Here is a 15,158-nt window from a genome sequence, read left to right as displayed (position 1 = left end):
AAACAATTATTCCTACTTTTTTAATTTGTATTTGTCTGATTTTTAGGTGATTATGATGTTGTATAATGACAGAGTAAATAATTAAATCTTAATAAATGTGTAAACCTTTTAAAGATTATTGTAACACCTGGAGCATAGACGAGGCGTAACTTTGTATTAATTGGGAGATAATCCAATAACATAATATGGAAACATTAGCAAAAACAGCCTATAAAAAAGATACTTTTCCGGTAGAGGGGATGACTTGTGCCTCCTGCGCTTCAAGTATCGAGAGTATGCTGCGCACAGTGGACGGTGTGCAGGAGGCCAACGTGAACTTTGCGGGCAAGACCGTGCAGGTTGCCTATGCGCCAGCGCAAGTGAAGCCTGATCAGCTGCGCGATACTCTGCACGAGATCGGCTTTGAACTGCTGATCGGAGAGCACACTGAGGAAGAATTGGATGTGCGGCAGGAGAAGGCGCTGGCCGTACTCAAGACCAAAACCATCCTGGCAGCTGTGCTGGCATTCCCGGTTTTTGTACTGGGCATGTTTTTTCACAATACCTTTAGCTGGGGCAACTGGGCTATGCTGGCCTTTACTGCGCCGATTCTGCTTTGGGCCGGCCGTCACTTTTTCGTGAACGCCTGGGGCCAGGCCAAATACCTGCGCGCCAACATGGATACCCTGGTCGCCCTGAGTACAGGTATAGCCTTCACTTTCAGTTTGTTCAATACGGTATATCCGCAGTTCTTTCTGAGCCGGGGACTGGAGCCGCACGTGTATTATGAAGCGGTGGCCGTGATCATCGCCTTTATTTTGCTGGGCAAATACCTCGAAGAGGGCGCTAAAAGCCGAAGCTCTGCCGCCATTAAGAAACTGATGGGCCTGCAGCCCAAGACGGTGCGCGTGCTGCGCGATGGCGTGGAAGCAGAGATCCGCTTGGAAGAGGTATGCATCGGGGACCATGTGCTGGTGTTGCCAGGCGACCGGGTGCCGGTGGACGGAGAAGTGCTGTCGGGCGGCTCGTATGTAGATGAAAGTATGCTAAGCGGCGAGCCTTTGCCTGTGCAGAAACAGGTGGGCGATATGCTTTTTGCCGGTACGATCAACCAGAAAGGCAGTTTACAGCTAGTTGCCCGCAAAACAGGTGGAGAAACCATGCTGGCCCATATCATTAAAATGGTGCAGGAGGCGCAGGGCAGCAAAGCACCAGTGCAGAAACTGGTTGATAGGATAGCGGGTATTTTCGTGCCTGTTGTGCTGCTGATCGCCATACTGACCTTCTTGGCCTGGGTAGTGTTTGGTGGCGAAGCGTACGTATCGCAGGCGCTGGTGTCGATGATCTCGGTGCTGGTGATCGCCTGTCCTTGTGCGCTGGGTCTGGCTACGCCAACTGCTATCATGGTAGGCGTGGGCAAGGGTGCTGAAAACGGTATCTTGATCAAAGATGCGCAAAGCCTGGAGGATGCCTACAAAGCAAATGCTATCCTGCTCGACAAAACCGGGACGATCACCTTGGGCAAACCTGCTGTTACCGATGTGGTATGGGCCGAAGGTGTAACAGAGCAGGAGCGACTGGAGCAGCTTTTCTTTTCAATTGAGGCCAAGTCAGAACACCCGATTGCGCAGGCCATCTATACCTATTACAAAGAGCAAGGTATAGCTACGCTGGAGCCGGAGTACTTTAACAGCGTAACCGGTATGGGGGTGGAAGCAAGCTTTGGAGGAGAGAAATTCTTTGCGGGTAACGAAAAGCTGCTGCGCCAGGAAGGTATAAGCATCGGGAGCCAACTTGCTGATGCCGCCCGACAACTGCAGGAAAACGCGAAAACGGCCGTATACTTTGCCAACGGACAAAAAGCGCTGGGCGTGTTTGCGGTGAGTGACCCGTTAAAACCAGCTGCCACCGAAGGTATAGCCCGTATGAAAGAGGCCGGCCTGGAGGTATACATGCTCACCGGAGACAATGCTCAAACAGCCGCCGCCGTATCCCGGCAGGTAGGTATAACCCATTACGAAGCCGAACTACTGCCGGGCGATAAGGCTGATTTTGTGAAGAAACTGCAGGAGCAGGGCAAAGTAGTGGCCATGGTAGGAGACGGTATAAACGATGCACAGGCTTTGGCCACTGCTGATGTCAGCATTGCGATGGGGCACGGTACCGATGTGGCCATGGATGTGGCGGGTATTACGCTGATGCGCTCTGACCTGGTGCAGGTAGCGGCCGCAATTAACCTTTCGAGGGCGACGGTGCGCACGATCCGGCAAAACCTGTTCTGGGCCTTTATCTACAATGTGATCTGTATACCTGTGGCTGCCGGTTTGCTGTTCCCATTTACAGGTTTTCTGCTCAACCCGATGCTGGCCGGTGCCGCCATGGCCCTCAGTTCCGTTTCGGTGGTAAGTAACAGCCTGCGCCTGCGGGGCAAGAAACTGTAAGAATTATTATTAATCAGTTTATATATTATGTTAAATATGAAGACCTATAAATTTAAAACGACCATTAACTGCGGAAGCTGCATAAAAGCTGTGACACCTCATTTAAATAAACTGGAAGGGGTGCAGGATTGGAAAGTGGATACTGACAATCCGGACAAAATTTTGGAAGTGAACACCGACAGTTTGGATGCCCAAACCATCAAAAGCACAGTGGAGAAAGCCGGTTTCAAGGCAGAGCAGGTATAGCTAACTGCTCAGATTGAAGTTTTTCGAAAAGGAAGTGGGCAGACTGAAATATCAGTTTGCCCATTTTTTTAGTTTGGCGGTCACATGGCCCGGCGCATGGGGCGGATGCAGGCTGGTGCTTCGTTTGCTGATGATAACCAGAAGGAGCATGGCAAAAGATGCAAAAACCAGTGCCCAAAATCGGAGTGTACCGTTTACGATTGCTATACCTTGCGACAAGGCAGCTTCGCCTGGCCAGAAATAATAGGCCGCCGCTGCATAGGCTACAAAAGCCATCCACAATATAACACGATTGATTCGCTCTAAAGCTGTCGTGAAGCTAAAGATAGCAGCAGCCAGGAATATAGCGATCCAGATAGCGGCATCGGGCCCCTGGTATTGTAAAGCTGCCAACACCACAAAGCACAGACCCAACAAAAATGCAGTCAGCTGTTTAAAAGACATCTTAGTAATTTCTATTGTCTAGTAAGATACTGCAATAAATTATAAAAGTTTTGCAAAAACAAAAAGTATTTTAACAGAAATAGCGGCTTGCGGCCGCTATTTCTTTCAGACTTATGAAGTGGTATAAAAGCCGTTTACCAAGCCCACTGCGGACAAATGATCTTAGCAGTATTGCGCAGTTTTAAGCCCAGTACCACTTCGTGGCTACCAGAGTTAGTGCTCCCCAGAGGGGAAACACTGGCATCATAAGAATAGCTCAGGTCCATCAGGTAACTGATGTTTATACCTGCCATCACAGCCACAGACTCATTATGACGGTAAGAGGCTGCCGCCCAGATGCGATCGCTGTACAGTGCCTTGAGCGTAGCGTCAATCGACACAGGGCTTGGTTGCGCCATTTTCACCATCACCGAAGGTATAAGTGCCAGGCCAGGCGACACGTCTAAACGATAACCACCCGTCAGGAAATAGTGCTTCTGTAGTCGGCCACTATTATCGGTTGCGGTACCGGTAGTCAGGTGTTCGCGCTTGCTGGGCACAAGTTGTGCCCCTGCTATACCTATGTAATAGTTATAAGAGTAAAGCCACAGCCCCATGTTCAGGTCAAACTTCATCTCGTTGATCCTGCCATCGTTTATTGCTTTATCGTTTGGGTTGATGACACGCACGGCCGACGGATCGAGGTTATACTGGATCAGGCCTGGCGACACGCCCGCAGCTACACGTAAAGTGCGCGAAAGGGGCTGGTGGTAGGCATAACTCACATTAAAACTGCTGCGCTTGAGCGGGCCTGTGGCAGTTGTCATAGCCATAGCGCCCAGACCGTGGTGGGGCCTGATGCGTCGGTAGGACTTTGGTTTTTGGGTGGTAGCCTCTTTTGCCGGTGAACTGTTGCGCTGAGCCGCTGTAATAGGGGAAACTTCTTTCATGATCGGCGCATGAAATGTGGCGTAGTACGATACCGGGGCTCCCTCCAAGCCTGACCATTGCTGCCTGGTACCGATCTTCACGTCAGCATAGTCCTCTATACCTGCAATCGCCGGGTTGAGCAGGTAATTGTTGAGCGTGTACTGCGAGTACTGCGGCTTTTGCTGCGCCATGGCCTGCGTAGCCAGCAGAAGCACAAATCCTAAAGCTAAAAGTTTGTTCATAGATTGTTATTTAACAATTGTCACACTTCCTGAAAGCGGTTTTTCCTGGTTGCCAAGCTGAATGAGGTAATAGTAAGTGGCGATAGGCAGTTCCTTGCCGTTCTGGCGTCCGTCCCATGGCAATTTATAGCCTTCGGAGCTGAATACCGTATTGCCCCACTGGTTGAACACCTGCACTTTACAGTTCGGGTATTGTTCAATGTTGAGGATCTCCCACACATCGTTCACACCGTCTTGGTTTGGCGTGAAGGTGTTCGGCACGTAAACCAGCTGCTGCACCCTAATCGTAACCTCGTCCGTAGACACGCAGCCCGCTTCGTTGGTCACGGTCACGGTATAGGTCGTGGTTTTCTCGGGCTTCGCGTGTGGATTGGCGATATTCGGGTCGCTCAAGCCTTCAGCCGGAGACCAACTATAGGTTGTACCGCCACTGGCCTGTAATTGCACACTTCTGCCCAGCATCAGGGTTTGGTCTATACCTGCGGTGGCACTTGGAGCCGGCACTGTTACAGTCACCTCACGACGCTCACTGGCGCAGGACGAAGCTACTTCCTGTACATAGTAGGTGGTGGTATTGGTCAGTATTGGCGTTGTAAAGGAGCTCCCGACGAATATAGGTTTGCCGCCTGTTGCCTGGCTATACCACTCCAGTCGCCCTCCTTTACCGGTTGCTGTTAATGTGGTTTTAGTACTGTGGCAGATGGTGTGGCCACTGGCTACCGGCATGTCTGGCAGCGGGGTTACAGTAACTTTTATTGCTTCACTCACCAGGCGCTCACACGACTCCGACGTCACGATCCTCCTGAACCAGGTGGTTTGGGTAAGCCCGGCCGACTGGAAATCTTTGCCATCGTTTTTTCCAGCTGCTGTCGTAAAGCCATTGTCCGGGCCGCTGGTGCTGCTTTCCCAGCTATAGGTATAGTTGCCGCTACCACCTGTTGGCAGGGTACCAACTAACACAGATGGTGCCGTGCTAAAGCAAACGGTTTGGCTGGTGCTGATGCGGTTGTTGGCCATCGGCGGTCGCACGCTGATGAACACAGCAGAACTGGTGTCTGGCTTAGGGCCGGAAAGCACCACACGGCGGAACCAGGTAGACTGCGTGAGGGTCGCCGGGTTGTAGTCTTTGCCCGTGCTCTGGCCGGTAGCCGTCATGAAGCCCGTTTTGGCGCTCTTTGTACTGGCCAGCCACAGGTATAGGAACTGTCCGTCGCCCCCCACTGGTACTGAGCCATTAAGCATTGCTGGTTTGTTGCCCGCACAGATCACCTGATCGCTGTAGATGTTGTTGTTCGTCACGCCTTTGTGGACCTCGATCAGCACCGGATCGGATGTGGTTTCACAACCTCCTGAGAACACACGGCGACGGAACCAGGTCGATTCGTGCAGTGCCTCCGGGGTATAATGACGGCCGTTGTTTATACCTGCTGCCGGTTGGTAGCCGCCCTGCTGGGTATAGCTGCTCTCCCACAGATAGGTATAGCTGCCTGCTCCAGCGCCACCGTTTGGATTTGTGCCCGAAAGCGGAGCCGGTGTCTGGCCTCGGAAGATACTCTGGTTCATGCCGATGGTATTATTGCTGATAACAGGCGATACCGTAATAGTGACCACATTCGACACCTGCTGGCACGGACCGGACTCCACTATGCGGCGGAAAGAGGTCGTCGTGGTCAGGATGCCAACCGTAAGATCAGAAGTCACGCTTTTGTTTACTTTGCGGAACACACCGTCAGTGCCTGCCGCTTCCCAGTAATAGGTATAGCTGCCGGTACCTCCGGTAGGCTGTGAGCCTGTGAGTCTGGCCGGAGCAGTGCCTGTACAAATCACCTGATCTGCTGAAATCGTATTGTTGGCAATGACGGCATTCACCAGGATGCGCACTTCCGCTGAAGTATTGAAGCACTCGCCGGCCACTACCTTGCGGCGGAACCAGGTGGTTTCTGCCAACTGGCTTGGCTGGTAGTTCATACCGGTATTATTGCCTGCTGCTGGAGCAAATTCAGTGCCCTCAGTGCGGCTTTCCCACAGGTATAGCGGCTGCTCATTGCCGCCAGTTGGTCGGGTAGCTTTTAACTCGTCTGGCGTATCACCCGCACACACCGCATGCGATTGTGTGGTGATAGAATTATTGGCAATTATCGGCTGCACCACGATCTCTAAAACCGGGCTAACCGATTGCTGGCAAGGAACCGAGTACACCACTCTTCGGTACCACATGCGCTCGGTTAGTGGGGCAGGGGCCTGGTAGTCAGGTTGGTTGTTAGTGCCTGCAGCGGCGGTAAAGTGCTGACCATCGCGGCTGCTTTCCCACAGATAGGTATAGCTGCCATTGCCGCCTCCTGGCGCTGCACCTTTTATTTGTGGCAGCACATCGCCTGCGCAGATTGTGTTCTTCTCAACTGCAATCGTGTTGTTGCTGATGGCTGGGAGCACTTCTACTTTCACAGCAGGGCTGGTGTGCGCCTCACACGGACCAGACAGCACCACTCTCCTAAACCAAGTGGTTGTCTCCAAAGCCTCTGGTTGATAAGTAGCGGCAGTGGCGCCCGCTACTGGGCTGAAGCCAGTACCAGAACCTTGCTCGCTACGCTCCCATTGGTAGGTATAGCTGCCGTTGCCACCAGTAGGTGTCGTACCTGTCAGTACATCCGGACGTTGGCCGGCGCAAATTGGGGCACTAGGGGCTGTCAGACTGTTGCTGTCGATGCGCTTGTTGACCGTTACGGTTACAGGGCGGCGCTCGCTGCTGCCGCAACCATTCACGTTCACTGCTTCTACAAAGAAGGTTGTGGTCTGGTGCAGTACCTCTGTCTGGAAGCTGTAGCCTTCATATAGGTGATCCTGCGCAGTTTCGCTAGCGTACCAGCGGAAGGTGTTAGTAGTTTGACTGTTCACGGTCAGGGTGGCCGAGCTGCCTTCGCATACTGTAACAGGAGCTACTTCCGGTGCTGCTGGCAAGCCTACAACTGTCACTTCGATCACCTCCGAGTTGCTGATACACTCACCTGACACCACTTCACGGATATACCAGGTGGTTTGGATAAGGGCAGCAGGACTGGTGTAGTTTTGATCAGTAAATTGGCCAGGAGCCGGATTGAAAGTTGCGTTTGGTCCCGTTGTGCTATAAAGCCAGCGATAGGTATAGCTACCGTTCCCGCCTGTGGGCTGAGCACCTGTGAGGGTCGCGGCAGCGGTGCCTTCACAGATAACTGGCTGTCCGGCGATCTGGATGGTATTACCTGTAATAGCTGGCTGCACCAGTATCTGGACTTCACTGCTGACATTTTCGCCGCAAGGTCCGCCTGACACCACACGACGATACCACATGGTTTTGTCGTTGATCTGCGGGGTATAATTCAGGCCTGTGTTGGTGCCAAGTGCTGGTTCAAAGCTGCCGTTCTCGGTGCGCATCTCCCAGCGGTAAGTCTTCTGGTCAGTGCCACCCTTGGGCATGCTGCCGATGATAACAGATGGCGTGCTGCCACTGCAGATCGTGTTCTGCTGCACCGATACAAAGTTCATCGTGATCGGCTTCACTACCGTCACTTTTACGGCTTCGCTGATGTGTTCCTGGCAAGTGCCGGAAGTCACTTTGCGGCGGAACCAGGTGGATTCATTCAACACACCCGGGTTGAAGTGCTGCTCCCGGTTACTGCCGGTTGCTGCTCTAAAGCTCCCGCTGGTGCCTGTTGTGCTGTACTCCCAGGTATAGGTATAGTTGCCCGTGCCGCCAGTCGGTTCGCTGCCCATCAGGGTTGGGGCCTCTGCGCCTTCGCAAATAGGAGCAATGGCGGTGATTGTATTTTGATCGATAACAGGCGTAACTGTGACAGCAATAGGGGCAGAGGTCTGGGAGCAACCTGCTGACATGACCGTTCTTCTGAACCAGGTGGTGCGGTTGAGCATGCCCGGCTGGAAAGTAGCGCCCGTAGCGCCGGCTAATACTTCAAACCCCTCGTCAGCGCCTGTCACACTGGCTTCCCAGCGGTAAGTATAGCTGCCATTGCCGCCATTAGGAACGGAACCAGTTAACTGAGCGGGTGATTGACCTGCGCAGATCACCGCTACTTCGTTCAGTGTATTACGGTCAAGGGCCGGTAAAATAGTAACAACTGCGGCTACCACCGGGCTGTAGCAGCCGTTCGTCACACCACGCACATAAAAAGTGCTGATGCCTTCCGGCAGGTTGTGTGCCGTGAAGCTTCTGCCTGTCTCCAGAGCTTGAGTAGCAGCCGCATCAGCAAACCATTCGTAGGCGCCGGCATTGCCTTCTGCCACCAACGTAGCACTACTACCTGCCCCACAGAGGGTAACAGGAGCAACTACAGGAGCAGGAGTGGCCGGATATACCTCTACTTTGAGTGGCGTGCGCACACTCGAGCAGCCACCTTCCACTGTGGTTTGGGCGTAAAATGTTGTTGTTTGATCTAGTGCGGCTGTCTGGAAACTGCTGCCTTCGTGCAGTAACTGACCGCCGGTTGGTTGGTCGTACCACTGCACGCTGCCTTCAACCTGCAGTACCTGTAACAAGGCAGTGTTGCCTGGGCAAAGTGTCGCCACCGGCTGCACGGTTGGGGCAACTGGCAGATCATTTACCGTAATCGTGATCGTCTTGGAAACCTCGCACACACCAGCACGAAAGGTATAAGTTAAGGTATAGGTGCCAACAGCCGCCGGATTAAACTGACCATCAGCTGTTACATACTCAGAACCGCTCCAGGTGCCGCCTTCGTGCGAGGCCTGCAACTGCATGATGCCGCTGTTCAGACAGACTACTTCTTTTGGAGCGCTCAGCTCAAGCTCAGGTATAGCATCGATAGTGATTTGCTGTGTAACTTCTTCTGAGTCACCGCATTCGTTGGTTGCAATCACTTTCACATCGTAAGTGCCAGGCTCCGTGAATCGTATGGTCGGATAGGCCGAACCGGTATAGCTTCCTTCTTCATAAACCACATCAGCTGGACCATTTACTTCCCAGCGGTAGGTGCTGATCGTGCCGGACTGAGCGTCATAGAGTGGTGTATGCGCGGTATTGTTTTCTGAAAAAGCTATGGTTTGTGGTCCACAGTAAGTTTGCGCCTCAGGTAGAGTGACGAGCGGCTTGTGGATAACGATAATAGTTGTTTCCTGCTTGCTTACGGCAGAACAGAAGCTGCTGGCCAGCAGGGATACAGTATACGAGCCTGACTTGTTGAAGCTGAACACCGGATTCTCGGAGTTAGCATCCGTGCCTTCTGCAAAGCTCCAGCCTTCCTGGGCAGAAACAGTCCAGGTATACTTCAGATCTGCGCCGGAGGAATTGTTTTGGGCTCTGAAAATAGAAGGAGCGCATACGCCGCCGTCCGGTGTCAGGTCAAAAGCAGCTTTGGGCACATCGTTCACCACAATCATCTGCTCCATCACGGTCGGTAAACAGGTCGAGTTCGGGTCAAGCGGGTAGGCCGTCAGGCGGACCATGTACTCGCCCAATTCGTTAAACACCACATTTGGAGAGAGCGTCGTGCTGTTGCCGGAAGAGAATTTCCAACCGGTCTCCGGGAAGATCTCCCACTGCACACGGTAACGGTCGGTTCTGGAGGAGGCATCGTAGCCGTTTTTGGTCTTGTCCTGGAAACGGACAGGCTCACCCAGGCAAACATTACCGATCGCAAAATCAGCAATAGGGCCTTTGGAAATACGAATACCGGTGAAGGTGGCAATTGAGACGTTACACTGGTTGGTGGCAGTACCTTTCAGCGTAAAGCCATTGGGTTTGTCCTTGGATGACTCCAGGAACTCGTGGCGTAATATGCGGTCGGCAGGCAACTCATTATGCTTGAATACATAAGGGGCCGTGCCATCGTCGAACTGGAAGGTATAGACGGTGTGTGGTGAGTTGCCTTCCACACCGGTAATTCTGAAACCGTAAGATACCGGGGCACAGTCGATGTTATTGCCATCGCTGGTGATACCCAGGCCTGGGTTGCTACCAATAAAGAGTTTCTCGGTAAATGTGCCCTCACAGCCACTGGCGTCAGTGGCGGTCACGGTAATGGTGTAGAGGCCTGCGGCAGTATAGGTATGGCTTGTTTTATCGAAGTCGGTGCCGAGGGTGCTGGACTTGCCGTCGCCCCAACTGATGGTATAGCCCGTGTTAGTAGCAGCCGTCGTAGAAGCATTTTCTACCTCTAGCTTAAAAGAGTTGGCACTGCCGGTATAGCTACAATAAGTAAAGTCGTATAGCGGGTCTTTGATGGTAGCGTCAGGCCGATCGCTGATCCGGACAGGCTCTGAGGTTGCAGTGCAGCCGTCTTCTGTAGTAGTAGTGACCGTGTAAGTGTCTGCTGTTGTGACGGTAATATGCTGAGTGGTAGCGCCGTTCGACCATTTGTAACTCGCTGCTTCTGTGGCAGTGAGCGTCGTTTCCCCTTCAGCGCAAAGCGAAGATGAGCCCGTTATAGTTATAATAGGAGTGCAACTTTGTGCTACAGTTTTTGCATCAAAAAACAGCACATGAAGCAGGGTGAGCACTACAAGCGCGAGGCTCTTTTGTACCGGTTGCATAAGGGGTTCAGTATAAGTTTGCTATAGATGGATGCTTTGTTATGTAATTGACAATGGCCGGAAAATTCAATTCAGTTTCAGAAGTTCATTTAAGAAAAAAAGCGGCATGATATCCACACCTTTCCTTGGCTTTCAACAGGTTGTCAGGTCCACAGAAAAATGAATTTCGGGATTTCAATCTTTTATCACCTCTGACTGAACATTTTCATGGTCTGTCCGTATTGTGCAAAATGTTTTTTGGAGATACTTGGTTCAAATAATTGTAAATTTTTTATGAATCAGGATGCGGGTACTTCTTCCAGGTATAGTTTTTAGATAAATGTTATTCCCTTCTATTTATTCAGAAACCAGCTATTCTTTCAATTAATGGCCTTTAACTCGTGTAGTAAATAGGAAAGTTGTTCTTTATTTGTATTATTTTTATATGATATTAAACCATGTTTTGGTGGGGATTTATAAACAAATTTGACAGGTTTTCTATTCATTATAGTCCACTTTAAGAGCTTCAGGTCTGAAATGAATTTCTATTATCAGTTTGAGACTAGGCTAAGATTTATTTTTAATGAAAAACTCCATCTGATAAGTGAATCCCTCGGAGAAACAATGAGCTTGGAAGGTATCTTTTATTTAAAAAGTTATATAATAAAGATTAAAGATATAATTTTAACGTATCTCTATTTAAAAATATGAATATGTTAATATTGTCACTTCAGATTTTATTCATGATTTAGCGATAAATTAATAAACCTTAATATAAATGCAGTCGTATTTCAGTCTAAATTCTGGTTGGTAATTTAAATGCCGGATTTGACCTAGCAAGTGAGTAACTCAAATCAGGATAAGATTAAAAAGCTAAAGGTGGTTACAGACAGTAGAGTTGTCATGGATCCCCGGGCAACGTGGGAATTGGCAAAGTGATTGAAGACGAGTGGAGTAGGAAAGTCAATTAAGTGAAAAAGGGAATTATGATTCAATAAGTACAATTACAGGTTATGCACAAATACAGACACTATAATAGTTTTAATAGAATACTCTTATTAATACTAGACATCATATTAATAGCTTTCGCATTTAAGCTTTCAAACCTCTTCAGATACGGCGATCTTGAGCTTACACACCAGTACAGTATCTTTTTTGTACTGTTTGCGCTCGTGTGGTGGATCGTGTCAGGTTTCAAGAACTTTGTTTTCAGAGTTGACGCATTCCTGCCGGTAGGCAGAAGGACAGGTAACCTGCTGAATGCGTTTGCGATACACGCTGTGATACTAACCAGTTGTATTGTAATCTTCAACCTGGAGCATCTGTCCCGCCTGTTGCTGCTGTATACCTATCTGTTTACAGCCTTGCTGATCGGTGTTAGCCGTGTGGTTCTTTTTCTGGCACAGCGCTACTTCTCGAAGTCCGATATGGCTTACAGCCGCTACGTGATCGTAGGTATGGGACCAGCCGCCATCAACTTGCACCAGACTTTCAGCAGTGACGAAGCGCCGGGCCGTAAGTTCATGGGCTTCTTCACAGACAAAGCCGACGAACTGAGCAAGCACAGCAGCATGGTAAAAGGTAATGTGGCTGACCTGCAGGATTTCTGCCTTCAGAACAACATTGACGAGGTATACTACACCTTGCCGGTAAACGATAAGGAACACATCGACGAACTGACCGAGTTTGCTGATGAGAACTTCATCTACTTCCGCATTGTGCCTGATTTCAGCGCCATTGTGCAGCGCGAAGTGAACATGTACTTCTACCAGAATATCCCGATGATCAGTGTGCGCAAGGAGCCGCTGGAGCAAGTGACCAACCGTGTGGCGAAGCGTGTGTTTGACATCGCCTTCTCGTCTGCCGTTATCCTGCTCCTGTTCCCGATCGTAATGCCGATTATCGCGCTGGCCATCAAAATCAGCTCACCCGGCCCGATCTTCTTCAAGCAGTTGCGTCCTGGTAAAAAGAACAGACTGTTTGTGTGCTACAAGTTCAGAACCATGCGTGTGAATAACAGCACTGAGTTACAAGCCACAAAGAATGACCCGCGTATTACAAGAGTAGGTGCCTTCCTGCGTAAGTCTAACCTAGACGAATTGCCACAGTTTTTCAACGTGCTGCTAGGTGATATGTCCGTAGTAGGGCCGCGTCCGAACCTGGTTTCGCAACTGGATCATTACTCTAAAGTGATCAACAAATACAAGATGCGCCACTTCGTAACACCGGGCATCACAGGTTATGCACAGGTGAGCGGCTACCGCGGCGAAACCAAAGAAGTGCATCTGATGGAGAAACGTGTGGAGTACGATGTGAAATACATGGAAAACTGGAGCTTTATGATGGACATGAAAATCATATTCCTGACAGTTTGGAACATGGTGAAGGGCGAGAAAAATGCTTACTAAGGAAATGACTGAACTTAGCACCTTACCCAGAGCGGCAGCACCCTTGCAGCAGAAACGTCGCTTACTTAATTCCTACATCACCACTGGCCGTTTCGATGAGTTTGTGGAGCAGGTCTTCTGGATGACTGATAACCGGGATTCGTCTTATGTATGCTTTGCCAATGTGCACATGCTCGTAGAGGCTCACCAGAACCCGGACTTTAACCAGATCCTCAACGAGGCGGATGTGGCTTCGCCGGATGGTGGGCCGCTCTCGAAGCTGATAAAGCTGAAGTATGGCCACACCCAGGACCGCGTGCCAGGTATGGACCTGATGCCGCGCCTGATCGAGGAGGCCGCTGCCAGAGGCAAGTCGGTTTTCTTCTACGGCTCTACAGACGATGTGCTGGAAGCTGTGGTGGCAACTGCAAAAGAAAAGCATCCAGCGTTGCGTGTGGCGGGGCATTATTCACCGCCCTTCCGCAAGCTGACCGAAGCTGAAGACCAGTCGATTGTGGATATGATAAACGATGCAGGCGCCGATCTGGTGTTTGTGGCTTTAGGTTGTCCGAAACAAGAGCGTTGGATGGCCGAGCATAAAGGTCGCGTAAAAGCCTGTATGCTGGGAGTAGGACAAGCCTACATGACCTATGCCGGACTGGAGAAACGACTGCCGAAATGGGCGCGAGACCTGTCGCTAGAGTGGACGTACCGCCTGTACCAAGAGCCGAAACGACTCTGGAAGCGCTATCTCGTTACCAACAGCACGTTCGTATACCTGACCCTGAAAGATATGCTCTGGCCCAAAAACAAACATAACAAAGCCACTACCGTCTCGGTAGGGTAAATCCAAAAATGCGCTGTGCAGGTATAGAAGCCCGCAGCGCATTTTTTCGTGCCGCTCCTATACCTAAACTATACCTTGTAACACAACCTACGGTTGCTTTTCAGGTATAAGAACAAAAATCATATCGTGACTTACAAGCATATGATATCACAAGACCAAACTCAGGTATAAATCCCGCAGGACTAGACAATTGCAGGAAAATCTGCATTATCAAAATCAAAATATAGTAATTGTCGTATAGAAGACAGATTTAAAATAAACTTCACCCCAAACCCTTAGAAATTAATGAAAGCTGTAATACTGGCAGGTGGATACGGAACCCGCATCAGTGAAGAGAGTGGCATCAGGCCGAAGCCCATGGTAGAAATCGGCGGAAAACCCATTCTCTGGCATATCATGAAAATATACTCGGCCCACGGCATCAACGATTTTGTGATCTGCTGCGGTTACAAAGGCCACATGATTAAAGAATACTTCGCTAACTACTTCCTCTATAACTCCGATGTGACCTTCGACATGAACAACAACAGCATGGAGGTGCACCAAAATAAGACAGAATCCTGGAAAGTGACGCTGGTTGACACGGGGGAGGGCACTTTGACAGGTGGCCGACTGAGACGCGTACGCGATTATATTGGCGACGAGACGTTTTGCCTGACTTATGGCGACGGTGTGAGCGATGTGGATATCAGTGCTTCCATTGCGTTTCACAGGCAGCAGGGCACCAAGGCCACACTTACCGCAGTGCAGCAGCCCGGCCGATTTGGTGTTTTCACGCTTTCCGGAGAAGACACACATGTGCGTCACTTCCAGGAAAAACCTGAAGGCGGCGAGCAACCATGGATCAACGGTGGCTTCTTTGTGCTGGAACCTTCGGTAATTGATTATATTGACGGTGACCACACCACCTGGGAGCGTGAGCCGATGGAGCGTCTGGCCCGTGAAGGCGAAATGTCAGCCTACAAACACACCGGCTTCTGGCAGCCAATGGATACCCTGCGTGACAAAAACTACCTGGAAGAGCTGATCCAGCAAGGAAAGGCGCCCTGGTATAAAGTAATTCAAAACCAACCTGTAAATGCCTAAACGGCAATAGGTATACCGGAATGATGGCGCCTGCGTATAACATATCCTATACCTG

The 15,158-nt window shown here is 50.5% G+C and carries 8 protein-coding genes; 5 read left to right on the top strand and 3 right to left on the bottom strand.

Annotated features, from left to right (window positions below; translation table 11 throughout):
* The first annotated feature begins 185 nt into the window (after window positions 1–185).
* Window positions 186–2,420: a cation-translocating P-type ATPase gene (locus K3G39_RS04390; RefSeq protein ID WP_220624962.1), complete on the top strand. Its 2,235-nt coding sequence runs from the start codon at window positions 186–188 to the stop codon at window positions 2,418–2,420.
* A gap of 36 nt (window positions 2,421–2,456) precedes the next feature.
* On the top strand, window positions 2,457–2,666 hold the full coding sequence (locus K3G39_RS04385; RefSeq protein ID WP_220624961.1) for a heavy-metal-associated domain-containing protein: 210 nt from the start codon (window positions 2,457–2,459) through the stop codon (window positions 2,664–2,666).
* Window positions 2,667–2,717: 51 nt separating this feature from the next.
* On the opposite strand, the gene K3G39_RS04380 is transcribed toward K3G39_RS04385, so the two are convergent.
* From K3G39_RS04380 to K3G39_RS04370, 3 genes are all read right to left on the bottom strand, one after another.
* Window positions 2,718–3,110, bottom strand: coding sequence for a transmembrane 220 family protein (locus K3G39_RS04380; RefSeq protein WP_220624960.1), 393 nt, complete (start codon window positions 3,108–3,110; stop codon window positions 2,718–2,720).
* Window positions 3,111–3,244: 134 nt separating this feature from the next.
* The gene (locus K3G39_RS04375; protein ID WP_220624959.1) at window positions 3,245–4,261 is read right to left on the bottom strand and encodes a type IX secretion system membrane protein PorP/SprF; all 1,017 of its coding nucleotides are present in this window, start codon (window positions 4,259–4,261) and stop codon (window positions 3,245–3,247) included.
* 6 nt (window positions 4,262–4,267) lie between these two features.
* Window positions 4,268–10,804 carry a gliding motility-associated C-terminal domain-containing protein gene (locus K3G39_RS04370; protein ID WP_220624958.1) on the bottom strand — a complete coding sequence of 2,179 codons (6,537 nt, stop codon included), beginning with the start codon at window positions 10,802–10,804 and terminating at the stop codon, window positions 4,268–4,270.
* A gap of 992 nt (window positions 10,805–11,796) precedes the next feature.
* Between K3G39_RS04370 and K3G39_RS04365 the strand changes: the two genes are divergently transcribed.
* The 3 genes from K3G39_RS04365 to rfbF all read left to right on the top strand — a co-directional run bounded on the left by K3G39_RS04365 (window position 11,797) and on the right by rfbF (window position 15,103).
* Window positions 11,797–13,191: an undecaprenyl-phosphate glucose phosphotransferase gene (locus tag K3G39_RS04365; protein ID WP_255593963.1), complete on the top strand. Its 1,395-nt coding sequence runs from the start codon at window positions 11,797–11,799 to the stop codon at window positions 13,189–13,191.
* A gap of 4 nt (window positions 13,192–13,195) precedes the next feature.
* On the top strand, window positions 13,196–14,017 hold the full coding sequence (locus K3G39_RS04360; RefSeq protein ID WP_255593961.1) for a WecB/TagA/CpsF family glycosyltransferase: 822 nt from the start codon (window positions 13,196–13,198) through the stop codon (window positions 14,015–14,017).
* Between the two features lie 285 nt (window positions 14,018–14,302).
* Complete coding sequence (gene rfbF, locus K3G39_RS04355) at window positions 14,303–15,103, top strand: glucose-1-phosphate cytidylyltransferase (protein WP_220624956.1); 801 nt, start codon at window positions 14,303–14,305, stop codon at window positions 15,101–15,103.
* The last annotated feature ends 55 nt before the right edge of the window (window positions 15,104–15,158 follow it).

The sequence above is a fragment of the Pontibacter sp. HSC-14F20 genome (assembly GCF_019599265.1).
Classification (GTDB): domain Bacteria; phylum Bacteroidota; class Bacteroidia; order Cytophagales; family Hymenobacteraceae; genus Pontibacter.
This window is presented reverse-complemented; position numbering and strand designations above follow the sequence as displayed.

What these genes read in the sequence shown, in the direction of transcription:
- K3G39_RS04390 (WP_220624962.1), top strand. Translation starts at nt 186, where the DNA reads ATGGAAACATTAGCAAAAACAGCCTATAAAAAAGATACTTTTCCGGTA.
- K3G39_RS04385 (WP_220624961.1), top strand. Translation starts at nt 2,457, where the DNA reads ATGAAGACCTATAAATTTAAAACGACCATTAACTGCGGAAGCTGCATA.
- K3G39_RS04380 (WP_220624960.1), bottom strand. Translation starts at nt 3,110, where the DNA reads ATGTCTTTTAAACAGCTGACTGCATTTTTGTTGGGTCTGTGCTTTGTG.
- K3G39_RS04375 (WP_220624959.1), bottom strand. Translation starts at nt 4,261, where the DNA reads ATGAACAAACTTTTAGCTTTAGGATTTGTGCTTCTGCTGGCTACGCAG.
- K3G39_RS04370 (WP_220624958.1), bottom strand. Translation starts at nt 10,804, where the DNA reads ATGCAACCGGTACAAAAGAGCCTCGCGCTTGTAGTGCTCACCCTGCTT.
- K3G39_RS04365 (WP_255593963.1), top strand. Translation starts at nt 11,797, where the DNA reads ATGCACAAATACAGACACTATAATAGTTTTAATAGAATACTCTTATTA.
- K3G39_RS04360 (WP_255593961.1), top strand. Translation starts at nt 13,196, where the DNA reads ATGACTGAACTTAGCACCTTACCCAGAGCGGCAGCACCCTTGCAGCAG.
- rfbF (WP_220624956.1), top strand. Translation starts at nt 14,303, where the DNA reads ATGAAAGCTGTAATACTGGCAGGTGGATACGGAACCCGCATCAGTGAA.